General features: G+C 77.3%; 2 protein-coding genes (1 of these 2 cut by a window edge). Both read right to left on the reverse strand.

The window, feature by feature from the left end; translation table 11 throughout:
• Nucleotides 1-22,869 (reverse strand): non-ribosomal peptide synthetase, encoded by a 22,869-nt coding sequence (locus tag UO65_RS18540; RefSeq protein WP_035284300.1) that lies wholly within the window; start codon nt 22,867-22,869, stop codon nt 1-3.
• Nucleotides 22,866-24,204, reverse strand: partial view of a non-ribosomal peptide synthetase gene (locus tag UO65_RS38665; protein ID WP_161784481.1) — the final stretch only. Its footprint extends 15,887 nt past the window's final position; only the last 1,339 of its 17,226 coding nucleotides appear in the window; the start codon falls outside the window, past its right edge; the stop codon is at nt 22,866-22,868. Before UO65_RS38665 ends, UO65_RS18540 begins: the two co-directional genes overlap by 4 nt.

The raw sequence follows: 24,204 nt of genomic DNA on the forward strand, positions 1-24,204 counted from the left end.
CTACCGCTGGGTGCCGCGCGGGTGCGCGGTGTCGTGCCGCCGGGTGGTGTCGAGCCTGGCGGCCAGCACCCGGCCGATCTCGGCGGCCGGGCCCGGCCGCATCATCTCGGCGTGCCTGCACCCGATGAGGTGCGGTCGCACCGCGCCGTCGACGTGGGGCAGCCACCGCCGGGCCAGCGAACCGGGGTCCGACTTGCCGACGGTGGCGGTGAACAGCAGCAGGTCGCCGCGGAACCGGCCCAGGTCGGCGGTGTGCACGACCCGGACGTTGTTGTCCATGACCCGCAGGAAGCCGGGCAGCTCGGACTCGACGAAGGCGCCGATCGCGCTGCCCCGCTCGCGCAGCAGCGCGGCCACGGCCTCCGGGGTCGGTTCGCCGTCGCCGAGGTCGCGCGGGTCGCAGCCCGCCACCTCCAGCAGCAGCTCCAGCGCGACGCCCCGGCCCACCGGCTCGACGTCCGGTCCCGCCTGCGCGGCCCCGGCGGTGGCCAGCGTGGTCGGGTAGGTGTCGAGCACCGCCAGCAGCGCCACCTCCTCCCCGGCCGCCTGCAACCGGGTGGCCACGACGTGCGCCACCGGGCCGCCGAAGGACCAGCCGAGCAGGTGGTAGGGGCCGTGCGGTCGCACCGACCGGATCTCCCCGAGGTAGTCCTCGGCGACCTCCGCCACGGTCGAGGGCAGCGCGTCCGGCTCGGTGTACGCCCTGGCCTGCAACCCGTAGACCGGGTGCTCGGCCGGGATGTGCGGCAGCAGGGCCGCGAACGGCCAGCCCAGGCCGCCACCGGGGGACACGCAGAACACCGGGGGCGCGTCCCCGCCGCGGCGCAGCGGCAGCAGCACGGCCAGCGCGTCGTGCTCGCCGACGCCGGTGTCGAGCAGCGTGGCCAGCCCGGCGACGGTGGGTGCCTCGAACAGCGCGCGCAGGGTCAGCTCCGCGCCGAACGCGGCCCGCACCCGCGCCACCACCCTGGGGACCAGCAGCGAGTGCCCGCCCAGCTCGAAGAAGCTGTCGTCGATGCCGACCGAGGGCAGGCCGAGCACGTCGGCGAAGATCCCGCACAGCACCTCCTCGTGCGGGGTACGCGCCCGCCGGGCACCGGGCCCGCCGGGCAGCGGGGCGGGCAGCGCGGCCCGGTCCACCTTGCCGTTGCGGGTCAGCGGCAGCGCGTCGAGGACGACGAACGCCGCGGGCACCATGTGGCCGGGCAGGGCGGCGGCGACCCGCCCGCGGACCAGCTCCCGGTCGACCTCGTGCCCGGCGGCGGGCACGAGGTAGGCCACCAGCCCGGTGGTGCTCCCGTCGGCGCGGGCCACCACGGCGGCCTGGGCGACACCGGGCTGGGCGGCGAGCACCGCCTGGACCTCGCCCGGCTCCACCCGGAACCCGCGGACCTTGACCTGCTGGTCGGCCCGGCCCAGGAACTCCAGCTCGCCCGCGCCGGTCCAGCGCACCAGGTCGCCGGTGCGGTACATGCGCTCCCCGGTCCCGGCGAACGGGTCGGGCAGGAACCGCTCGGCGGTCAGCCCCGGCCGCCGGTGGTAGCCGCGGGCCACCCCGGCGCCCGCCGCGTACAGCTCGCCGGGCACCCCGGACGGCACCGGTGCCAGCCGGGCGTCGAGCACGTAGAGCCGGGTGTTCCACAGTGGACCGCTGATCGGGGCGGTGCCCGGCCACCCGACCGGGTCGGCGGGCAGGGTGTGGGTGGTGACCGCGTGCGTCTCGGCCGGGCCGTACACGTTGTGCAGCCTGCGGCCGGGCAGCGCCGCGTGGAACGCGCGCAGGCCGCCGCCGAGCGCCAGGGCCTCGCCGCCCTGGAGCACGTCGGTGAGCGACGGGAGCGCGGTGCCCAGGTCCCCGGCGGCCTCGACCAGCGCCTCGACCGCCGGGTTGGGGGCGAACAGCTCGTTCACCCCGTACCGGTCGATCCAACGCGCGAGCGCCGTGGCGTCCCGGCGCACCCGCTCCGGCGGGATCACCAGGGTCTTGCCCGCCACCAGGGTGGACAGGACCTCCTGCACCGCGAAGTCGAAGGCGAGCGCGGTGAACTGGGCGGTGCGCGTGCCGGGCCCGCCGGGCAGCGCCGACCGGTGCCAGGACAGCAGGTTGACCAATCCCCGCACCGGCATCACGACGGCCTTCGGGCGCCCGGTGGACCCCGAGGTGTGCACCACGTAGGCCGGGTTCTGCGGCCGCACCGCGGCGGTGCGGTCCGCGTCGGTGATCGCGGTGGCCGGGGTCGCGGCGACCGCCGCCAGGGTGGCCGGGTCGTCCAGGGCCAGCCACGCCACCCCGGCCGCCGCGCCGGGCAGCCGGGCGGTGATCTCGCCGGTGGACAGCACCAGGTGCGGTTCGACGTCGGCGAGCAGGTCCGCGACGCGCTGGGCGGGGTCCTCCGGGTCGAGGGGCAGGTAGGCCGCGCCCGCCTTGAGGACGGCGAGCACCGCCACCACCAGCTCAGGGGAGCGCGGCAGCAGCAGCGCCACCACCCGCTCGGGACCCGCCCCCCGGCCGATGAGCAGCCGGGCCAGCCGGGTGGACCGCTCGTCCAGCTCGGCGTAGCCCAGTCCGGCGGCGCTGTTCCCCGCCGGGTCGGTCTCCTCGTCCGCCCACAGCGCGGCCGGGCCGCCCGGGGTGCGGGCCACCTGTTCGGCGAACAGTTCCGGCACCGACCGCGCCCGCACCGGGTGGGCGGTGTCGTTGCGGGTGACCAGCAGCTCGTGCCGCTCGTCGGGGGTCAACACCTCCACGGCGGTGACGGGGGTGTCCGGTTCGGCCAGCACCGCGGCCAGCAGCCGGGTGAAGGTGGCCGCCAGCCGCTCGACGGTGCCGCGGTCGAACAGCTCGGTGCTGAACTCCAGTGCGCCGTTGACGCCGTTCGGGGTGCCGTCCTCCGCCCGGCTCTCGGCCATGCTGAACAGCAGGTCGAACCGGGACGTGCCCAGCCCCACCGGCACCTGCTCGGTGCGCAGGCCGGGCAGCTCGACCGCGGCCCGCGCGTTGTTCTGCAACGCCAGCATCACCTGGAACAGCGGGTGGCGGGCCGCCGACCGCTCCGGCCGCAGCACCTCCACCAGTCGCTCGAACGGCACGTCCTGGTTGGCGTAGGCGGCCAGGTCGGCCTCCCGCACCCTGGCCAGCAGCGCCCGGAACGACGGGTCGCCCGAGGTGTCGGTGCGCAGCACCAGCGTGTTGACGAAGAAGCCGACCAGCTCGTCGAGCGCGCTGTCGGTGCGACCGCCGACCGGGGTGCCGATCGGGATGTCGGTGCCCGCGCCCAGCCGGGTGAGCAGCACGGCCAACCCGGCCTGCAGCACCATGAAGACCGTCGCCTGGTTCTGCCTGGCGAAGGCCACCAGCTCCGCGTGCGGGCCCGGGTCGAGCCGGAAGGCGATCCAGTCGCCCCGGTGCCGGGTGGTGGCCGGGCGCGGCCGGTCGACCGGCAGCGCCAGCTCCTCGGGCAGCCCGGCCAGGCGCTCGCGCCAGAAGCCGGTCTGCCGGTGCACGGGGCTGGTGGGGTCGTCCTCGTCGCCGAGCACCGCCCGCTGCCACAGGGTGTAGTCGGCGTACTGGGCGGGCAGCGGCGCCCAGCCCGGGGCGCCCCCGCCCAGCCGGGCGGTGTAGGCCGCGGCCAGGTCGCGCATCAGCGGCGCCATGGACCACCCGTCGCTGGCGATGTGGTGCAGCACCAGCAGCAGCACGTGCCGGTCGCCGCCGAGGTCGAACAGCGCGGCGCGCAGCGGCAGGTCGGCGGCCAGGTCGAACGGCTCGGACACCGCGGCGGCCACCAGCGCGGGCAGGCCCGCCTCGTCGGCGGGCACCCGGCGCAGGTCGGGTCGCAGCCCGTCGGGGTCGAGCACCACCTGGTGGGGTTGGCCGTCGGTCTCGGCGAACACCGTCCGCAGGCTCTCGTGCCTGGTCACCAGGTCGGCCAGCGCCTCGGCCAGCGCGGTCGCGTCGACCCGCCCGGACACCCGCAGCGCCACCGGCACGTGGTAGGTCGGGCCCGCGTCCTCGAACCGGTCGAGGAACCACAGCCGCCGCTGGGCGAACGACAGCGGCACCCGCTCGGGCCGCGGCCCGGCGGTGAGCGGTGGGCGCCCCGCCCCGTCCGCCGCGCCCAGCAGCCCGGCCAGGCCCGCCGGGGTCGGCTCCTCGAACACCGCGCGCACCGACAGGTCGACCCCCAGCACCGCGCGGATGCGGCTGACCAGCCGGGTGGCCAGCAGCGAGTGCCCACCCAGGTGGAAGAAGCCGTCGTCGGGGCCGACCGCGGGCGCGCCGAGGACGTCGGCCATCAGCTCGCAGAGGATGTCCTCGGTCGGGGTGCGCGGGGCCCTGGCCGCGCGCTCCCCGCGCACCTGCGGCTCGGGCAGCGCGGACCGGTCGACCTTGCCGTTGGGCAGCAGTGGCAGCACGTCGAGCACCACGAACGCGGCGGGCACCATGTACTCCGGCAGCGCCGCCTCGGCGTGCGCCCGGATCGCGGCCACCTCGGGCGAGCGCCCGGACCGGGGCACCAGGTAGGCCACGATCTGCCGGTCGCCGCGCGGGTCCCGGCGGGTGACCACGCAGACCTTGGCCAGGTCGGGGTGGCTGTCGAGCACCGACTCCACCTCGCCCGGTTCGATGCGGAAGCCGCGGATCTTGACCTGGTCGTCGGTGCGGCCGAGGAACTCCAGTTGCCCCTCGGCGTTCCACCACACCAGGTCGCCGGTGCGGTACATGCGCTCGCCCGGCCCGCCCAGCGGGTCCGCGACGAACCGGTGCGCGGTCTGCCCCGGCTGCCCGAGGTAGCCGCGGGCCAGTTGCACCCCGGCCAGGTACAGCTCGCCGGGCACACCGGGCGGCACCGGCCGCAGGGCGTGGTCCAGCACGTACACCCGGGTGTTCCACAGTGGACGACCGATCGGCACCATGCCCGGCCCCCGGTCGCGGGGGCAGTGGAACGCCGTCGTGTCCACCGACACCTCCGTGGGCCCGTACAGGTTCCACAGGTCGGCGCCCAGCACGCGGAAGAAGTCCGCCCGCAGCTCGTCGGAGAGCAGTTCGCCGCCGTAGATCACCCGCTTGAGGCCGGTGCACAGCGCCGTGGTCGGCTCGTCGACGAAGACCCGCAGCATCGGCGGCACGAAGTGCGCCGTGGTCACCCCCGCCCGGCGCACCAGCCCGGCCAGGTACGCCGGGTCGCGGTGCCCGCCCGGCTTGGCCAGCACCGTGGCCGCGCCGACCGCCAAGGGCCAGAAGAACTCCCACACCGACACGTCGAAGCTCGACGGGGTCTTCTGCAGGACCCGGTCCTCGGCGGTGAGCCCGTAGGTGTCCTGCGCCCACAGCACCCGGTTGACGATGCCGCGGTGCGGGATGACCACGCCCTTGGGCCTGCCGGTCGACCCCGAGGTGTAGATGACGTACGCCGGGTGGTCGGGACCGGCCACCGGGGTGGGGCCGTCGGCGGGCAGGGTCGCCAGTTCCGCGACCACCGCCGGGTCGTCGAGCACCACCGCGGGCACCGCCGCGGCGCCCGCGGGCAGCCCGCCCCCGCCGCCGACGGTCAGCGCGACCACCGGGCGGGAGTCCGCCAGGGTGTAGGCGATCCGGTCGGCCGGGTACTCCGCGTCGACCGGCAGGTAGGCCGCCCCGGCCTTGACCACGGCGAGCAGGCACACGACCAGTTCGACGGACCGGGGCACGGCCACGGCGACCACGTCCTCGGCGCCCACCCCGCGCGCGGCCAGCAGCCGCGCGAGCCGGTTCGCCCTGGCGTCGAGGTCGGCGTAGGAGACCTCGGTGTCCTCGAACACCACCGCGGTGGCCTCGGGCGTGCGGGAGACCTGCGCCTCGACCAGTTGCGACAGCGTCGTGGGCGGCAGTTCGCGCGCGGTGTCGTTGCGCACCACCAGCAGTTCGTGGCGCTCGGCGTCGTCGAGCACGTCGATGGTGGCCAGGTCCCGCTCCGGGTCGGCGGCCACCGCCCGCAGCACCCGCAGCAGCCGCGCCAGCACCCGCTCGGCCTGTTCCCGGTCGATGAGGCCGGGCTGGTGGTCGAGCCGGAACCGCAGCCGCTCGCCCGCGCGCACGGTCAGCGAGAGGGCGTAGTGGTTGGCGTCGCGGCCGGAGACGCCGCTGATCCGCAGCCCGGTGTCCGGGAGCGCGATGGCCCTCGGGTCCGTCGGGTAGTTCTCGAAGGTGACCACGGTGTCGAACAGGTCGGTGCTGCGCCCGGCCCCGCCCGCCGTGCCCGCGAGCCGCTGCACGTCCGCGAGCGGCAGGTACTGGTGCTCGGCCATGCGCGCCTGCGCGTCCTGCAACTCGGTGAGCGCCCGCGCCGCGCCGCGGCCGGGGGTCAGGTCGACCCGCACCGGCACCGCGTTGATGAACAGGCCCACCATCGCCTCGACCCCGTCGACCTCGGGCGGGCGGCCCGAGACGATGGTCCCGAAGACGACGTCCGCGCGCCCGGTGAGCGCGCCCAGCACCACCGCCCAAGCGCCCTGGACCACGGTGTTCGTGGTCAGGCCCAGCCGCCGGGCCGCGGCGGACAGCGCGTCGCCCACCGCCCGGTCCAGCTCGCCGGTGCGGCGACCGGGCGCCGTGGGCGTCCAGTCCGGCGGTGCCGTCGCCACCAGCGTCGGTTCCTCCACGCCCGCCAGGTGGTCCCGCCACGCCCGTTCGGCCGCGCCACGGTCCCATGTGGACAACCAGGTGAGGTGGTCGCGGTAGGGCGCGATCGGCGGCCCCGCCGCCGCGCCGCCGTGGTATAGCTCGAACAGCTCGCGCACCAGCACGGGGGTCGACCAGCCGTCCAGGAGCACGTGGTGGTTGGTCATCAGCAGCCGGTACCGGTCGGCGGCGACCCGGACCACCGTGAACCGCAGCAGCGGCGGGTGGTCGAGCCGGAACCGGCGGGTGCGGTCCCGCTCGGCGACGCGCTCCAGCTCGGCCGCGGGGTCGGCGGCACCGGACAGGTCCACCTCGTGCCACTCCGGTCGCACGTCCCCGGCGATCACCTGCACCGGGCCGCCGGAGGCGCGCCGGGGGAAGCAAGCCCGCAGGTTGTCGTGCCTGGCCACCACCGCGTCCGCCGCGGCGCGCAGCCGGGCGGGCTCCCACGGGCCGTCGAGGTCGATGGCGAGCTGCACCGCGTAGAGGTCGTCGGCGCGGTCGTCGTACCAGGCGTGGAAGAGCAGGCCCCCCTGCAACGGGGCCAGTGGCAGCACGTCGGCCAGCCCGGGCACGGCCGCCGCCAGGTGGTCGACCTCCCGCTGGGAGAGCTCGACGAGCGGGAAGTCCGAACCGGTGTGCCCGCCGCCGCCCGCGTCGACGTGCCGGGTGATGCCCTCCAGCGCGTGCCGCCACAGCTCGATGAGCTCCGCGACCTCCGCCTCGGCCAGGGCGGTGCGCGGCCAGGTGGCGGTGGCGCGCAGCCGCGGGCCGTCGGGGTGCTCGTGGGTGACGGCGTTGACCTCGACGGCGTGCGCCGCGGGCAGGTCGGCGGTCAGCGCCGCGCGGTCGGTGCCGGGCGCGGCGCGGTCGAGGCCGCCCGCGCCCGCGCCGAACCGGCCGAGGTAGTTGAACCCGATCTGCGGGGTCGGCAGCGCGGCGAGCACCGCGCCCGCCTCCGGCCGCAGGTACCGCAGCAGGCCGAAGCCCACGCCGTGGTCGGGGACCGCCCGCAGTTGCTCCTTGACCCGCTTGACCGCGCGGCCGACGCCGTCGCCGCCCGCCCGGACCTCGGCCCAGCCGACCTCGCCGGGGTCCAGGCGCACCGGGTGGATCGCGGTGAACCAGCCGACCGTGCGGGACAGGTCGGCCCCGGTGTCGCCCTCGTGCCTGCCGTGGCCCTCCAGGTCGACCAGCACGGCGCTGCCCGCCGCCGCCCGCCGCCCGCGCCACCGGGCGACGGCCAGCGCGAGCGCGGTCAGCAGCACGTGGTCGACCCCGGCGTGGAACGCCGCGGGCACCCGGGTCAGCAGCGCGCTCGTCAGCTCGGCGGGCAGCTCCGCGGTGAACCGGGCCGCGGTCGAGGCGGTGTCCGCGGCGGGGTCCAGCGGCCGGTCGAGCAGCAGGGGGTCCGGGGTCCGCAGCACGGCGGTCCAGTGCGCCAGCTCCCCGGCCCGGTCCACCGCCTCGGCCCGCTCGGGCAACTGCCTGGCCCACCGCCGCAGCGGGGTGCCCACCGGCGCGAGCCCGGGAGCCCGGCCCGCCGACACCGCGGCCCAGGCCGCGTGCAGGTCGGGCAGCAGGATGCGCCACGACACGCCGTCCACGGCCAGGTGGTGGACCACCAGCAGCAGCCTGCCCGGGGTGTCCGCCCCGGCGTCGAACCACACCGCGCGCAGCAGCGCACCGGCACCGGGGTCCAGCGCGCGCCGCGCGGCCACGGCCGCCCGGTCGACCGCCGCCGCGTGCTCGGACGGGTCGAGCCCGGTCAGGTCGACCGTGGTCAGCAGGTCCTCGGCGGGCACGGGCGCGGTCGGCCCGACCGACAACCGCCACGGCCCGTCCGCGGGGCGCTCCAGGCGCATCCGCAGGGCCTCGTGGTGGTCGAGCAGGGCTTGCAGCGCCGCCGCCAACCGCCCTGGCGCGCAGTCGGGCGGGGTGTCCAGCAGCACCGACTGGTTGAACTCGTCGACCGGGCCGCCGCGCTCGCGCAGCCAGTGCGCGATCGGGGTGAGCGGCACCTCCCCCCAGGCGTCCTCCGGGGTGCTGCCGGGCCGCGCGGGGCGGGCGATCGCGGCCAGCCGCTCGACGGTGCGGTGGCTGAACACCTCGCGCGGGGTGAACACCAGGTCGGCGGCCCTGGCCCTGGCCACGAGCTGGATGGAGACGATGCTGTCGCCGCCGAGGTCGAAGAAGTCGTCGCGCACCCCGACAGAGGGCAGCCCCAGCAGGTCGGCGCAGAGCGCGCAGAGCACTTCCTCGGCCGCCGTGCGCGGGGCTTGCGCGGTGGTGGACGCGGTGAAGTCCGGGGCGGGCAGCGCCCGCCGGTCCAGCTTGCCGGTGGGCCCCACCGGCAGCGCCGCCAGCTCGACGACGGCCGCCGGGACCATGCGGTCGGGCAGGGCCGCGGCCACGTGCGCGCGCACCTCGGCGGGGTCGAGCCGGGCACCGGGCCCGGGCACGGCGTAGGCCACCAGCCTGCGCACGCCCGGCGCGTCCTCGCGCACCACCACGGCGGCCTGCGCGACGCCCCCGTGGCGCAGCAGCACCGACTCCACCTCGCCCGGTTCGATCCGGAAGCCGCGGACCTTGACCTGCCGGTCGGCGCGGGCGACGAACTCCAGCTCGCCGGTGCCGCGCCAGCGCGCCAGGTCGCCGGTGCGGTACATGCGCGCACCGGGCGGCCCGAACGGGTCGGCGACGAACCGCTGCGCGTCGGTGCCCGGCTGCCGCAGGTAGCCCCGGGCCAGGCAGTCGCCCGCCAGGTACAGCTCGCCGGTGAGCCCCTCGGGCACCGGGCGCAGCGCGGCGTCGAGGACGTGGGCGCGCACACCCGGGTTCGGCCTGCCGATCGCGGGTGCCGCGTCGCCGGACAGCGGGTCGCTCAGGGTCGCGCACACGGTGGCCTCGGTCGGGCCGTAGGCGTTGAGCACGCGGCGGCCCGCCGACCACCTGGCGACCAGCCCGGCGGACAGCGCCTCGCCACCCACCACCAGGCAGCGCAGGCTCGGCAGGGCGGCGGGCGGGACGGTGGCGAGCACCGAGGCGACCACCATCAGGTGGGTGGCGCGGTGCTCGTCGACCAGCGCGGCCAGCTCCGGCCCGACCGGGTCGCGCCCGGCGCCGGGCAGCACCAGGGCCGCGCCGCTGAGCAGGGTCATGGCCAGTTCGCCGACGACGACGTCGAAGTGCGGCGCCGCGACCTGGAGGACCCGGGAGTGCCGGTCCAGGCCCAGCCGCTCGGCGTGGCCCCCGGCCAGGGACGCCAGACCGGTGTGCGCGACGACGACGCACTTGGGCGTGCCGGTCGAGCCCGAGGTGGGGATGACGTAGGCCGGGTGCGCGGGCAGCAGCGACGCGGCCCGGTCGGCGTCGGTCGGGTTCGCGCTGTCCTGCTCGGTGCTGTCGGTGCTGTCGGTGCTGTCGGTGCCGGTGGGGGTTGTGGGTGCCCCCGCCAGGTCGACCTCCACCCGGGGCACGCCGGTCGGCGCGGGCAGCGGGCGGTCGGCGGTGGCGAGCACCAGCACCGGCCGGGTGTCGTCGAGCAGGGTGCGCAGCCGGGGCTCGGGCAGGTCGGGTTCGACGGGCAGGAACGCCCCGCCCGCCTTGGCCACGGCCAGGACCGCCACCACGAGGGCGACCGACCGCGGCAGCGCGAGGGCCACCACCCGCTCCGGACCGGTGCCCGCCGCGATCAGCGGCCGGGCCAGCCGGTTCGCCCTGGCGTTCAGCTCGGCGTAGGTCACCGGGCCGGTGTCCGGGCAGTCGACGGCCACCGCGTCCGGGGTGCGCTCGACCCGCGCCTCGAACAGGGCGGGCAGCGTCGCCGGGGGCACCGGGGCGGCGGGGGCACCCCACCGCCGCAGCCGCTCACGCTCGTCGGGTGCGAGCAGGTCGAGCCCGGCCACCGGCAGGCCCGGGTCCGCGGCGATCGCCCCCAGGACGCGCACCAGCCCGCGCAGGGCCGTGCGGGCGAGCCGGTCGGGCACGTGCTCCGGGTGGTGGTGCAGGCCCAGCCGCAGCCGCGGCCCCGGCACGGCGGCCAGCCCCAGCGGGTAGTGGGTGGAGTCCTGCCCGTGCACGCCGGTGATCCGCAGCTCGGCCGCGGGCGGCTCGCCGGGGCCCGCGTCGAACGGGAAGTTCTCGAACACCACCGCGCTGTCGAACAGCGGGCCCACCCCGGCCACCCGCTGGACCTCGGCCAGCCCCAGGTGCTGGTGGGCCATCAGCCGGGTCTGCTCGTCCTGCAGGCGCGCGAGCAGGTCCACGACCCGCGCGGCCGGGTCCAGCCGCACCCGCACGGGCACGGTGTTGACGAACAACCCCACCATCGACTCGATCCCGGCGACCTCGGGCGGCCTGCCCGCCACGGTGGCGCCGAACACCACGTCGTCGCGGCCGGTGAGCGCGGACAGCACCACCGCCCACGCGCCCTGCACCAGCGTGTTCGTGGTCAGCCCGCACCGGCGGCCCACCGCGGTGAGCGCGGCGGTGGTGTCCTCGGGCAGTTCCGCGCCGATCCGGGTGGGCTTCACCCGTCCCGCGTGCCCGGCGTCGGGTGCCACCAGGGTGGGGCCCGGCAGGTCGGCGAGGGCGGTGCGCCACGCCTCCCTGGCCGCGTCCCGGTCCTGCGTCGCCAGCCACGCCAGGTGGTCCCGGTACGGGGTGGGGGCCGGGAGGTCCGCCGCGCCGCCGTGCAGGGCCACCAGGTCGCGCAGCAGCGCCGGGGTGGACCAACCGTCCAGCACGAGGTGGTGGTGGGTCAGCACGAGCCGGGCGTGCCGCTCGCCGAGGCGGACCAGCAGGAAGCGGATGAGCGGCGCGGTCGAGACGTCGAACCGCTCGGCGCGGTCGGCGGCGAGCAGGGCGGCGAACTCCTCGGCCCGCCGCCCGCCCGCCCCGGACAGGTCGACCTCGCGCCAGGGCAGGTCGACCCGGTCCAGCACGACCTGCGCGGGAGTGCGCAGGCCGGTGTGCCGGATCGCGGTGCGCAGGGCCGCGTGCCTGTCGACCAGGGCCGCCGCGGCGGCGCGCAGCCGTTCGGGCCGCCACGGGCCGTCGAGGTCGACGGTGAGCTGCCCGGTGTAGGCGTCGTGCCCGCGTTCCCCGGACCCCGGCCCGTCGTAGAGGGCGTGGAAGAGCAGGCCCTGCTGGAGCGGGGCGAGCGGCAGCACCTCGACCAAGCCGGGCAGATCCCGTTGGAGGCCGTCCAGCTCGGCCTGGTCGAGGTCGGCCAGCGGGAAGTCCGAGGGGGTGAACCCGCCCGCGCCGGGTTGCCCGGTGTGCTCGACCAGACCGGTCAGCGCCGCGAACCACAGCTCCGCCAGCTCGCGCACCGCCGCCTCGTCGAGCACGCCGGAGGGCCAGGACCAGACGGCGTCGAGGCGGGGGCCGTCGGCGCCGTCGTGGGTGATGGCGGTGATGTCGACCGCGTGCACCACGGGCATGTCCGGGTCCGCCGTCGGCACCGCGTGCGGCTCGTCCGCCGGGCCGAAGTCGCCGACCTGCCCGCCGGAGCCGAACCGGCCGAGGTAGTTGAAGCCGATCTGCGGGGTGGGCAGCGCGGCCAGGGTCGCCGCCGCGGTGGGGTCGAGGTGGCGCAGCAGCCCGTGGCCGATGCCGTTGTCCGGCACCGCGCGCAGTTGCTCCTTGACCCGCTTGAGCGCCATCCCGGCGGCCGGGCCGCCGCGCAGCGCCTCGGCCGGGTCGACCGGCCCGGCGTCCAACCGCACCGGGAACGTGGCTGTGAACCAGCCGACGGTGCGGCTGAGGTCGAGCCCCGGCGCGATCTCCTCGCGCCCGTGCCCCTCCACCTCGACCACGACAGCGGTGGTGTCCGCGCCGCGCCCGCGCCGCCAGGCGGTGACCGCCAGGGCCAGCCCGGTGAGCAGGACGTCGTTCACCGCCGCGTGGTGGCGTGCCGGGACCTCGGTGAGCAGCGCCTCGGTGGTGGCCACCGGCAGCGACAGGGTCAGGTGCCCGGCGTCGCGGCGCAGGTCCTCGCCCGGCCGCACGGGCCGCGCACCGAGCTGGGGGTCCTCCCCGTCCAGTACGGCCACCCACCCGGGCAGCTCGGCGGTGCGGGCGGGGTCCAGCGCGGCGGTGACCAGGTGCTGGGCCCAGCGCCGGAACGGGGTGCCCACCGGCTCCAGGTCGGGTGCGGCCCCGGTGCGCACGGCCGCCCAGGCCGCGGCCAGGTCCGGCAGCAGGATGCGCCAGGACACCCCGTCGACGGCCAGGTGGTGCACGACCAGCAGCAGCCGGTCGCCGTCCGGCCGCCCGGTGGCGAACCGGACCGCCCGCACCACGACACCCGCCTCGGGGTCCAGCTCGCCCACAGCGGCGGTGCCGTGCGCGGTCACCAGTTCCGCCAGGTCGGTGCCGGGGTCGGGGCAGCGCACGGTGGTGAGCAGGTCCTCCGCGCGCGCGGAGCCCGGCTCGGGCACGCGCAGCCGCCAGGAGCCGTCCGCCCGGCGCAGCAGCCGCACCCGCAGCGCGTCGTGCCGGTCCAGCAGCGCCTGCAGGACGGTGACCGCCTGCTCGGTGGTCAGCTCCGCGGGGACGCGCAGCAGCATGGACTGGTTGAACGCGCCGATCGGGCCGCCCAGCTCGCGCAGGTCGTGCACGGCGGGCGTGAGCGGGACCTCGCCGACGCCCGCGGCCGGGTCCACCACGACGTGGTCGGTCAGCTCGCGGGCGGTGCGCGCCAGCGCGGCCACCGTGCGGCGCAGGAACACCTCGCGCGCGGTGAGCACCAGGCCCGCGCGGCGGGCGCGCGCCACCAGCTGGATGGAGGTGATGCTGTCGCCGCCCAACGCGAAGAAGTCGTCGTCGGCGCCCACCTCCGGCCGGTTCAGCAGCTCGGCGACCAACCCGCACAGCACCGCCTCGCGCCGGGTGCGCGGTGCGCGGGTCGTCGCGGTGGTGCCGGGGTCCACGGGCGCGGGCAGCGCCGCGCGGTCGAGCTTGCCGTTGGGGGTCAGCGGCAGCTCGGCCAGCGGCACGAAGACGGCGGGGACCATGTGCTCGGGCAGCGACGCGCCCAGGAACTCGCGCAGGGCGGCCTGCCCGGGCAGGGTGTGCCCCGCCCGCGGCACCACGTGCGCCACCAGGCGCGCCGCGCCCGCGCCCCCGGTGCCGTGGTCGAGTGACACCACGGCCCGGCTGATGGCCGGGTGCCGACGCGCGGCGGCCTCGACCTCCGCCGGTTCGACGCGGAAGCCGCGCAGCTTGACCTGCTCGTCGACCCGGCCCAGGTACTCCAGGACGCCGTCGGCGGTCCACCGCACCAGGTCCCCGGTGCGGTAGGCGCGCGTGCCCGGCGGGCCGTACGGCGCGGCGACGAACCGCTGCGCGGTCAGTCCGGGCCGGTCGAGGTAGCCGCGGGCGAGCTGGGCGCCTGCCAGGTACAGCTCGCCGGGGACACCGGTCGGCACCGGCCGCAGGTGCTCGTCGAGCACGAGCACCCGGGTGTTGCACGCCGGTCGCCCGATCGGCACCGGCCCGTCCGACAGCGGGGCGCCCGGGGCGACCCGGTGCCGGACGCAGCCGATGGTGGCCTCGGTGGGGCCGTAGTGGTTGGTCACCGCCGCCGCCGGGTGCCGCTCCCGCCAGTCGCCGAGCGCGGACGCGTGCAGTTGCTCGCCGCCGATCACCAGGTCCTCGGTGGGCGACATGCGCTCGGGCGCCGAGTCGAACAGCGCCAGGTGGCTGGGGGTGACCTTGAGGAAGGTGCACGGCCGGGCCTCGCCCGGGTCGTCGTCCGTGGCGGCGAACGCGTCCGCGGACTTCTCCACCCGCAGGCACCCGCCCGCCGCCAGCGGCACGAACAGGGTGGTGGCCGCCAGGTCGTACGCCGTGGACGAGTGCAGGACGGCGACGCCCACCGCGCCGGGGAACTCCTCCCGCGCCCACGCGACGTAGTTCGTCAGCGCCGAGTGCGAGACCACGACGCCCTTGGGCTCGCCCGTCGAGCCGGAGGTGTACACGACGTACGCTGCACTGTCCCCAGTGGACTCCACCGCGGGGATTCGTTCGGGGGACAGGCCTGCGAGTTCGTCGCGCACCCCCGGGGCGTCGAGCACCAGGGTCGGCGTGCCCGCCGAGTCGATGTCCTCCGTGGCCAGCAGCAGGGCGGGCCGGGCGTCCGCGAGCAGGGCCGCGGTGCGTCCCGCCGGGTGGTCGGGGTCGAGCGGCAGGTAGGCGGCCCCCGCCTTGAGCACGGCGAGCAGCGCCACGAGCAGCCCTGCCGACCTCGGCAGCGCCACCGCGACGACCCGCCCGGCGCCGACCCCGCGGGCCCGCAGCAGCCTGGCCAGTCGGTTCGCCCGCGCGTCGAGTTCCGCGTGCGTGACCACCTCCGCACCGCACAGCACGGCGGGCGCGTGCGGGGTCCGGTCCGCCCACGCCCCGATGAGCGCGTGCACCCCGACGGCGGGCACCTCCCGGACCGGGCCGCGGCCGAGGTCCAGCAGCCGTTCCCGCTGCGGCCCGTCCACCAGGTCGACCCGGCTGATGGGCTGGTCCGGGTCGTCGGTCATGGCGGTGAGCACCCGGCGCAGCCACCCGGTGATGCGCTCGGCGGTGGACCGGTCGAACAGGTCGAGGTCGAACTCCACCGACGCGGCGACGCCCGCCGGGTCGCCGTCGGCCGTGCCCTGCTCGGCGAAGGAGAAGGACAGGTCGAACTTGGCCGAGGGCGGCCCTGCCGGGACGTAGGCGACGTCCAGGCCGGGGGCGCGCGTGGCGGGCGGTTCGGTGTTCTGCAGGGTCAGCATCACCTGGAACAGCGGGTGCCGCGACAGCGACCGCGGCGGGTTGAGGTGGTCCACCAACTGCTCGAAGGGCAGGTCCTGGTGGGCGTAGGCGGCGAGGTCGGTGTCGCGGACGCGGGCCAGCAGGTCCCGGTGGGTGGGGTCGCCGGAGGTGTCGGTGCGCAGGACCAGGGTGTTGACGAAGTTGCCGACGAGGGAGTCGAGGGCGGTGTCGGTGCGACCGGCGATCGGTGTGCCCAGCGGGAGGTCGGTGCCCGCCCCCAGCCGGGTCAGCAGCGCCGCGACCCCGGCGTGCAGCACCATGAACACGCTCACCCGTTCCCGGCGGGCGAGCGCGGCGATCCGCCCGTGCAGCCGCGCATCGAGCGGGAACGCGATCCGGTCGCCGCGCCCGCTGGGCTCCACCGGCCGCCTGCGGTCGGTGGGCAGCGCCAACTCGTCGGGGAGCCCGGCCAGCGCGGTGCCCCAGAACGCCAGCTCCGCGGCGGCCCGGCTGCCCGGGTCGTCCGCGGAACCGAGCAGTTCCCGTTGCCACAGCGCGTAGTCGGCGTAGCGCACCGGCAGCGGCGGCGGCGCGAAGCGCAGGCCGCGGCACCGCGCCGCGTAGGCGTTCGCGACGTCGGTCAGCAGCGGGCCCAGCGACCACCCGTCGGCCGCGATGTGGTGGATGGACAGCAGCAGGTGGTGCTCGGCCGGGCCGAGCGCGAACAGCGTGGCGCGCAGCGGCGGTTCCACGGTGAGGTCGAAGCCCTTGGCCAGCTCCGCGTCGACGGCGTGGTCCAACCGCCCCGCCCCGACCTCGACCAGGACCAGGTCCGCGCCCGTGGCCGAGCCCGGGTCCAGCACCAGTTGGTGCGGTTCGCCGCCCCGCTCGGGGAAGACGGTCCGCAGGGGTTCGTGGCGGGCGACGACGTCGTGCAGCGCACCGCGCAGCGCCTCGCGGTCCAGCTCCCCGGTCAACCGCAGCGACAGCGGCATGTTGTACGCCGCGCCCGAGTCCTCGATCCGGTTCAGCAACCACAGCCTGCGCTGCCCGGACGACAGCGGGACCCGGTCGGGCAGGACCGCCCGCCGCAGCGGCGGCCGACCGGCGCCGCCGGGCCTGGCCCGGTCGAGGCGCTCGGCCAGGCCCGCCGCGGTCGGGGTCTCGAAGACTGACCGCACCCCGAGGTCCACCCCCAGCGCCGCGCGGACGCGGGCGGTCAACCGGGTGGCGAGCAGGGAGTGCCCGCCCAGGTCGAAGAAGTCGTCATCGACACCGACCCCCGGCACGCCGAGTACGTCGGCGAACAGCCCGCGCAGCAGTTCCTCGTGCGGGGTGCCGGGCTGCCGGGCGGGTGCGCCGGTCGCGGTCGGGGGCAGCGGGTCGGTCGCCAGCCGCCTGCGGTCGGTCTTGCCGCTCGCCGTGCGCGGCAACGCCCCCAGCGCCACCACCAGGGCCGGGACGAGGTGCCGGGGGAGCCGGGTGCCGAGCAGGTGCCGCAGCCGCGCCGGGTCCACGTCGTGGCCGGGCGCGGCGGAGACGAAGGCGACCAGCCGCTGCTCACCGGGGGTGTCGGTGCGCGCGACCACCGCGGCGCCCGCCACGCCGGGCAGCGCCGCGAGTGCGGCCTCGACCTCGCCCGGCTCGACGCGCACCCCGCGGACCTGCACCTGCTCGTCGACGCGGCCCACGAACTCCAGCACGCCGTCGGCGGTCCAGCGCGCGCGGTCGCCGGTGCGGTACAGCCTGCCCCCGGCCGTGCCCGCCGCGGCCGTGCCGAACGGGTCGGCCACGAACCGCAGCGCCGTTTCGCCCGGCCTGCCCAGGTAGCCCCGCGCCAGGGCGGGGCCCGCGACGTACAGCTCGCCGACCACGTGCGGCGGCACCGGCCGCAGGTGCCCGTCGAGGACGTGCACCCCGGCCCCCGCGATCGGGGTCCCGATCGGGGCGGCGGCGGTGCGCAGCGGGTCGCTCACCGTGGCGCACACCGTGGTCTCGGTGGGGCCGTAGGCGTTCACCAGCCGGTGGACCGGCCCCCACCGGCCCGCCAGCTCGGCGGGCAGGGCCTCACCGGCGAGCACGAGGGTCACGCCCGCGGGCACGTCCTCCGGCGCCAGCTCGGCGAGCACCGACGGGGGCGCGGTCAGGTGCGTCACCCGGTGCTCGGCGAGCAGGTCGACGAGCAGGTCGGGGGTCATCGGCTCGTCCGGGGGCAGCACCAGGGCCGCGCCGGTCCCCAGGGCCATGCACAGCTCCCACACCGAGGCGTCGAAGGCGGGGGAGGCGAACCGGAGCACCCGCGAGCCCGGCCGCACGCCGAGTCGTTCCCGCTGCGTGGCCACGAGCGCGGCGACCCCGGTGTGCGAGACCACCACGCCCTTGGGGGTGCCGGTGGAACCCGAGGTGTGGATCAGGTAGGCGGCTCGGGCCGGGTGCGGCGGACCGCCGCGCTCGGCGTCGGTCGGTTCCCGGTCCGGCAGCCCGGCCAGCTCGGCTCGGACGCCCGGGGCGTCGAGGGCGGTCCAGGCGGCGTCGGGGACGTCGGCCAGCGCCGCCGCCGTGCGCTCGTCGGACAGCAGCACGACGGGCCGGGCGTCGGCGACCACCGCGGCGAGCCGGTGCGCGGGGTGGTCCGGGTCGAGCGGGAGGTAGGTCGCGCCCGACTTCACCACGGCGAGCGCGGCGACGACCTGGTCCACCGACCGCCGCAGCGCCACCGCGACCGCCTTCTCCGGCGCCGCGCCGCGGGCGAGGAGGAAGTGCGCGAGCCGGTTGGCCCGCCGGTGCAGCCACGCGTGGGTGCGGGTGGTGCCGTCGGGCTCGACCAGGGCCGTCGCCTCGGGGGTCGCGGCGGCCTGGGCCGCGAAGAGTTCGGCGAGGGTGGCCTGCGGGGGCGCGGGCGGGGCGTCGGCGCGCAGGAACCGGCGCCGCTCCGCCGGGTCCAGGACCTCGACCTGGCTCAGCCGCTGGTCGGGGTCGGTGGCCAGGGCGTCGAGGACGCGCAGCAGCCGCTCGGCGATGGCGCGCGCGGCCGCGCGGTCGAACAGGTCGGTGCGGAACTCGAGGTGCCCGTCGACGCCGTCCGGCCCGCCGTCGGCGGTCCACCGCTCGGAGAACTGGAACGTCAGGTCGAACTTGGCCCCGCCGGTCGCGACCGGCTGGTGCTCGACCAGCACGCCGGGCAGCTCCAGCGCGGGCGCGGCGGTGTTCTGCACGACCAGCATGACCTGGAACAGGGGGTGCCCGCCGGGGACGCGCTGGGGGTTGAGGTGTTCGACAAGCTGGTCGAACGGGGTGTCCTGGTGGGCGTAGGCGGTGAGGTTGGTCTGGCGGGTCCTGGCGAGCAACTGGCGCAGGGTGGGGTCCGCGCCGGTGTCGGTGCGCAGCACGAGGGTGTTGACGAAGAAGCCGACGACGTTGTCGAGCGCGTCGTGGGTGCGGTTCGCGGTGGGGGTGCCCAGGGCGATGTCGGTGCCCGCGCCGAGGCGGGTCAGCAGCGCGGCGAGCGCGGTCTGCAGTGTCATGTGGACGGTGGCCCGGTGGGTGCGGGTGAGCGCCGCCAGCCTGCCGTGCAGGGCGGGCGGGATGGTGAAGCCGATGTGGTCACCCGCGTGCGTCGCGGTCGCGGGCCGGGGGCGGCTGGTGGGCAGGGGGGTGGTGGCCGGGATGCCGCGCAGGGCGTCGGCCCAGTGCGCGAGGTGGTGGTGCAGGGCGGAATCCGGGTCGTCCGCGTCGCCGAGGACGGCGTTGTGCCACAGGGTGTGGTCGGCGTAGTGCACCGGCAGCGGGGTGAACTCCGGGGCGCGACCGCCGCTGCGGGCGAGGTAGGCGGTGGTGAGGTCGCGGGCCAGGGGGGTGAGCGACCAGCCGTCGCAGGCGATGTGGTGCACGACCACGAGCAGCACGTGCTCCTCGGCGCCCAGCGCGTACAGCGCCGAGCGGAAGGGCAGGTCGACGGCGAGGTCGAACTCCCGCGCCGCCTCGGCGGCCAGCACACCGGGCAGGTCGCCCTCGTCGACCGCGGCGCCGACCTGCTCCGGGTGCGCCGTCGCGGCGTCGAGCACGTGCTGGCGCGGCTCGCCGTCCTCGGCCGGGAACACCGTGCGCAGGCTCTCGTGCCGCCGCACCAGGTCTTCCAGTGCCGCCCGCAGCGCCCGGGCGTCCAGCGGGCCGCGCAGCCGGACCGCGAGGGTCACGTGGTAGGCCGCGCCGGAGTGGTCGAACTGGTTGAGGAACCACAGCCTGCGCTGCCCCGGGGAGAGCGGCACGCGGTCCGGTCGCGGCCCCGCGACCAGGGGCGGCCGGACCCGCGCCGGGCCGCCACCCGCCGCGCGGTCGGCCTCGGCCAGGCGGGCCGCGGTCCCCACGACCGTCGGGGCGTCGAACAGCGCGCGCAGCGGCAGGTCGACGCCCAGGGTCGCCCTGATCCGGGTCACCAGCCGGGTGGCCAGCAGCGAGTGCCCGCCCAGGGCGAAGAAGTCGTCATCGATGCCCACCCGGCCGACGCCGAGCACCTCGGCGAACAGGCCGCACAGCACCTCCTCGCGCGGCGTGCGCGGCGGGCGGGACGCGGCGGGGGCGTGCCGGGGGGACGGCAGGGCGGCGTGGTCGAGCTTGCCGGTCGCGGTCAGCGGCAGCTCCACCAGCGGCACCAGCGTGGTCGGCACCAGGTGCGCGGGCAGGGTCGCGCCCAGGTCCCGGCGCAGGGCGTCGAGGTCGAGCCGGTCGCCGCCCCCGGTGGGCACGACGTAGCCGACGAGCGCGCGCTCGGTCTGCTCCCGGCCGCGCACCGCGGCGGCGGCGTCGGCCACCGCCGGGTGGGCGCGCAGCGCCGCCTCGACCTCACCGAGCTCGACCCGGTGGCCCCGGACCTTGACCTGGCGGTCGGTGCGACCCAGGAAGCGCACCCGGCCCCGCTCGTCGCGCGCGGCCAGGTCCCCGGTGCGGTACATCCGCGTCCCCGCTGGCCCGAAGGGGTCGGCGACGAACCGCTCGGCGGTCAGCCCGACCTGGCCGAGGTAGCCGCGCGCCAGTCCCGCGCCCGCCAGGTACAGCTCGCCGGGCACCCCCGGCGGGGCGGGGCGCAGCGCCGCGTCGAGCACGTGCGCCCGGACGTTGCCCAGGGGCAGCCCGAGCACGGGTTCCCCGCCGTCCACCCTGGCCGCCAACGCGCTCACCGTGGCCTCGGTCGGGCCGTAGGTGTTGAAGGCGGTCACGTCGTCGAGCGCGGCCAGCTCGGCCCACCGCACCGCGTCCAGCTCCTCGCCGCCCACCAGCAGCACCCGGGGCGCCCGGTCCCCGGACAGCAGCCCGGCCTCGACCAGGACCGGCAACTGCGAGGGGGTGGCGTGCAGCGCGTCGAGCCGGTGCTGGCGGGCGTACTCGACCAGCTCGACGGCGTCGGTCAGCAGTTCCTCGCCCAGCACGTGCAGGGTGGCGCCGTGCAGCATGGCGGCGAGCTGCTTGATCGAGGCGTCGAACAGGAAGCTCGACGTCAGCCCCATCCGGCCGCCCGGCTCCCACAGCGCCGGGTGCGGCAGCGCGGCGGGCAGGACGGCGCAGTAGTTGGCGACCGCCGCGTGCCCGACGACCACCCCCTTGGGCCTGCCCGTCGACCCGGAGGTGTGGATGACGTGCGCGGGGTGCTCCGGCAGCAGCGGCGTGGTGCGCTCGGCGTCGGTGGGCGCGGTCGCGGCCCGCCCGCGCAGCCGCGCGCGGACCCCGGGGTCGTCGAGTTCCACGATCGGCACGCCGTGACCGGGGGGCAGCGCGGCGGCGGTGGCGGTGGTGGTCAGCACGGCCGCCGCCGCGGTGTCGGCGAGCAGCAGCGCGACCCTGGCCGGGGGCAGGGCCGGGTCCAGCGGCAGGTACGCCGCGCCCGCCTTGAGCACGGCGAGCAGGGCGACCACGGTCCGCGCCGAGCGCGGCAGGAACAACCCGACCACCCGCTCCGGGCCGATGCCGCGCTCGGCGAGCAGGTGCGCCAGCCGGTTGGCCTCGGCGTCCACCTCGGCGAAGGTGAGCGCGTCCGCGCCGGACACCAGGGCGACCGCGTCGGGGGTGCGGGCGGCCTGGGCCTCGAACAGCGCGGCGGGGCTCGTGGCGGGCACGGGGACGGCGGTGTCGTTCCCGGCGCGCGCGAACCGGGCGCGCTCGGCCGGGTCGACCGGGTCGAGCAGGCCCAGTGGCCGCCGGGGGTCGGCGGCCTGCCCGGTCAGCGCCCGGACCAGCCAGGCCAGCGCCCGTTCGGCCCGCTGCCGCGGCACCGCGTCCGGGCGGTGGTCCAGCCGCAGCCGCAGCCGGGGGCCGGGCACGGCGACGAGCACCAGCGGGTAGTGCGCCGCGCCGCGCAGGTGCGCGGCGGTGATGCGCGGCTCCCCGGCGGCGGGCGGTGCCGCGGCCGGGTCCAGCGGGAAGTTCTCGAACACCAGCAGGGTGTCGAACAGCTCGCGCAGCCCCGCGGCCCGCTGCACCTCGGGCAGCCCGAGGTGCTGGTGCTCGAGCAGGCCCGCCTGCCGGTCGCGCAGGCCGCGCAGCAGGTCGAGCACGGGGGCGGCCGGGTCGAGCGGCACCCGCACCGGCACGGTGTTGATGAACAGCCCCACCATCGACTCGGCGCCGGGCAGGTCGGCGGGCCTGCCGGAGACCGTGGTGCCGAACACGACGTCGCGCCGCCCGGTCAGCGCGCCGAGCACCACCGCCCACGCGCCCTGCACGAGCGTGCTCGTGGTCAGCTCCGCCGCCCTGGCCACCGCCGTCAGCGCGGCGGTCTGCTCCTCGGTCAGCTCGGCGGTCAACTGCTCCGGTGCCGCGGACCCGGTGCGCCCGGCCACCAGGGTGGGGCCGTCCAGGTCGGCCAGCTCCGCCCGCCACGCCCGCGCCGCCGCGGCGCGGTCCTGCCGGTCCAGCCAGGCGAGGTGGTCGCGGTGGGGGGTCACCGGCGGCAGGGTGGCGCCCGTGTACAGCGCGCCCAGCTCGCGCACCAGGACCGGCACCGACCAGCCGTCGAGCAGGATGTGGTGGTGGGTCCACACGAGGCGGTGCAGCCGCTCGTCGAGCCGCAGCAGGGTGCAGCGCAGCAGCGGCGGCCTGGCGAGGTCGAACGGCCGCGCCCGGTCCTCGGCGGCCAGCCGGTCGGCGGTCGCCGCGCGCTCGGCCGGGGTGGCGCCGGTCAGGTCCAGCTCGCGCCAGTCGGGCTCCACCGCCCTGGCGACCACCTGCACCGGGTCGCCGGAGGCGCGCGGCCGGAACGCCGCGCGCAGGTTCGCGTGCCGGGCCAGCAGGGCCGCCACCGCCGCCCGCAGCCTGCCCGGGTCGACCCCGTCGGCCAGGTCCAGGGTGAGCTGCGCGGCGTAGACGTCGGCCTCGCGGCCGTCGTGCATGGCGTGGAAGAGCAGTCCCGCCTGCAGCGGCGCGAGCGGGAGGACGTCGTCGAACTTCGGCTGCCTCACAGCGGCGATCCCCAATCCATGTCGATCTCGTCCTCGAGCTCGTCGATCTCGTGCTGGCTCAGCTCCACCAGCGGCAGGTCGGACGGGGTGAGCCCGCCCGAGGCCAGGTGCCCGGCGAACCCGGCCAGGCCGGTCAGCGCCCGCTCGCAGGCGCGCACCAGCGCCGCGACGCCGTCGGCGGGCAGCAGCGACGCGGGCCACGACCAGGTGGTGCGCAGCCGCGGCCCGTCCGGTCCCCGGTGCACCACCGCGGCCACCTCCAGCGCGTGCGCCACCGGCAGGTCCGGGTCGGCACCGGGCACCGCGGCGCCCTCGGGGGCGAAGTCCCAGTCCGCGGCGGCGCGGTCGGCGCCGTCCACCGCGCCGAGGTAGTTGAACCCGATCTGGGCGGTGGGCAGGGCGGCCAGCGCGGCCCGGGCGGTCGGGTCGAGGTGGCGCAGCAGGCCGAAGCCCGCGCCGCGGTCGGGGACCGCCCGGAGCTGTTCCTTGACCCGCTTGAGCGCCTGCCCGGCGGCGGGACCGCCGCGCAGCGCCTCGTCGAGGTCCAGGTGCCCGGGGCCGATGCGCACCGGGTGCAGGGCGGTGAACCACCCGACCGTGCCGGACAGGTCCAGGCCGGGGGCCAGGTCCTCGGTCCGGCCGTGCCCCTCCACGTCGACCAGCACGCCGCCGCGGTCGGTGCCGCCCCGCTCGCGCCGCCAGGCCGCCACCCCCAGTGCGAGGGCGGTGAGCAGCACGTCGTCGACACCGGCGTGGTAGGCCGTGGGCAGGGTGCTGAGCAGCGGCTCGGTGGTCTCCGGCGGCAGCACCGCCACCAGCGTCCGGACCGTGCCCTCGGTGTGCGCGGCCGGGTCGAGCGGCTGGTCGGTGAGCGGAGTGCCCGCGTCGCGGAGCACGTCTGTCCACAGTGGCAGTTCGGCGAGCCGCTCCGGTCGGGCGGCGGCGCGGTTCAGCTCCCGGACCCACCGGCGGTACGACGTGCCCGCGCGGGTCGCCTCGGGTGCGCGCCCGGCCGAGACCGCCCGCCACGCCGCGGCGAGGTCGGCGCGCAGGATTCCCCAGGACACCGCGTCCACGGCCAGGTGGTGCACCACCAGGAGCAGGCGGCCGGGCCTGGTCGACCCCGCGTCGAACCACACCGCTCGGACCAACTCGCCCTCGCGCGGTGCCAGTGCCCGCCGGGCCAGTTCGCCGTGGTGCTCGACCGCCTCGCGCAGCGCGGTGCCGTCGTGGTCGCGAACGTCCACTTGGGACAGAACGTTCCGCGTCGGGTCGGCGCCCGGTGGGGCGGTGGTGAACGACCAGTCCCCGGCCGCGTCGACCACCAGGCGCATC

Origin of the sequence: Actinokineospora spheciospongiae, from assembly GCF_000564855.1 — a bacterium.
Taxonomy (GTDB): Bacteria; Actinomycetota; Actinomycetes; order Mycobacteriales; family Pseudonocardiaceae; genus Actinokineospora; species Actinokineospora spheciospongiae.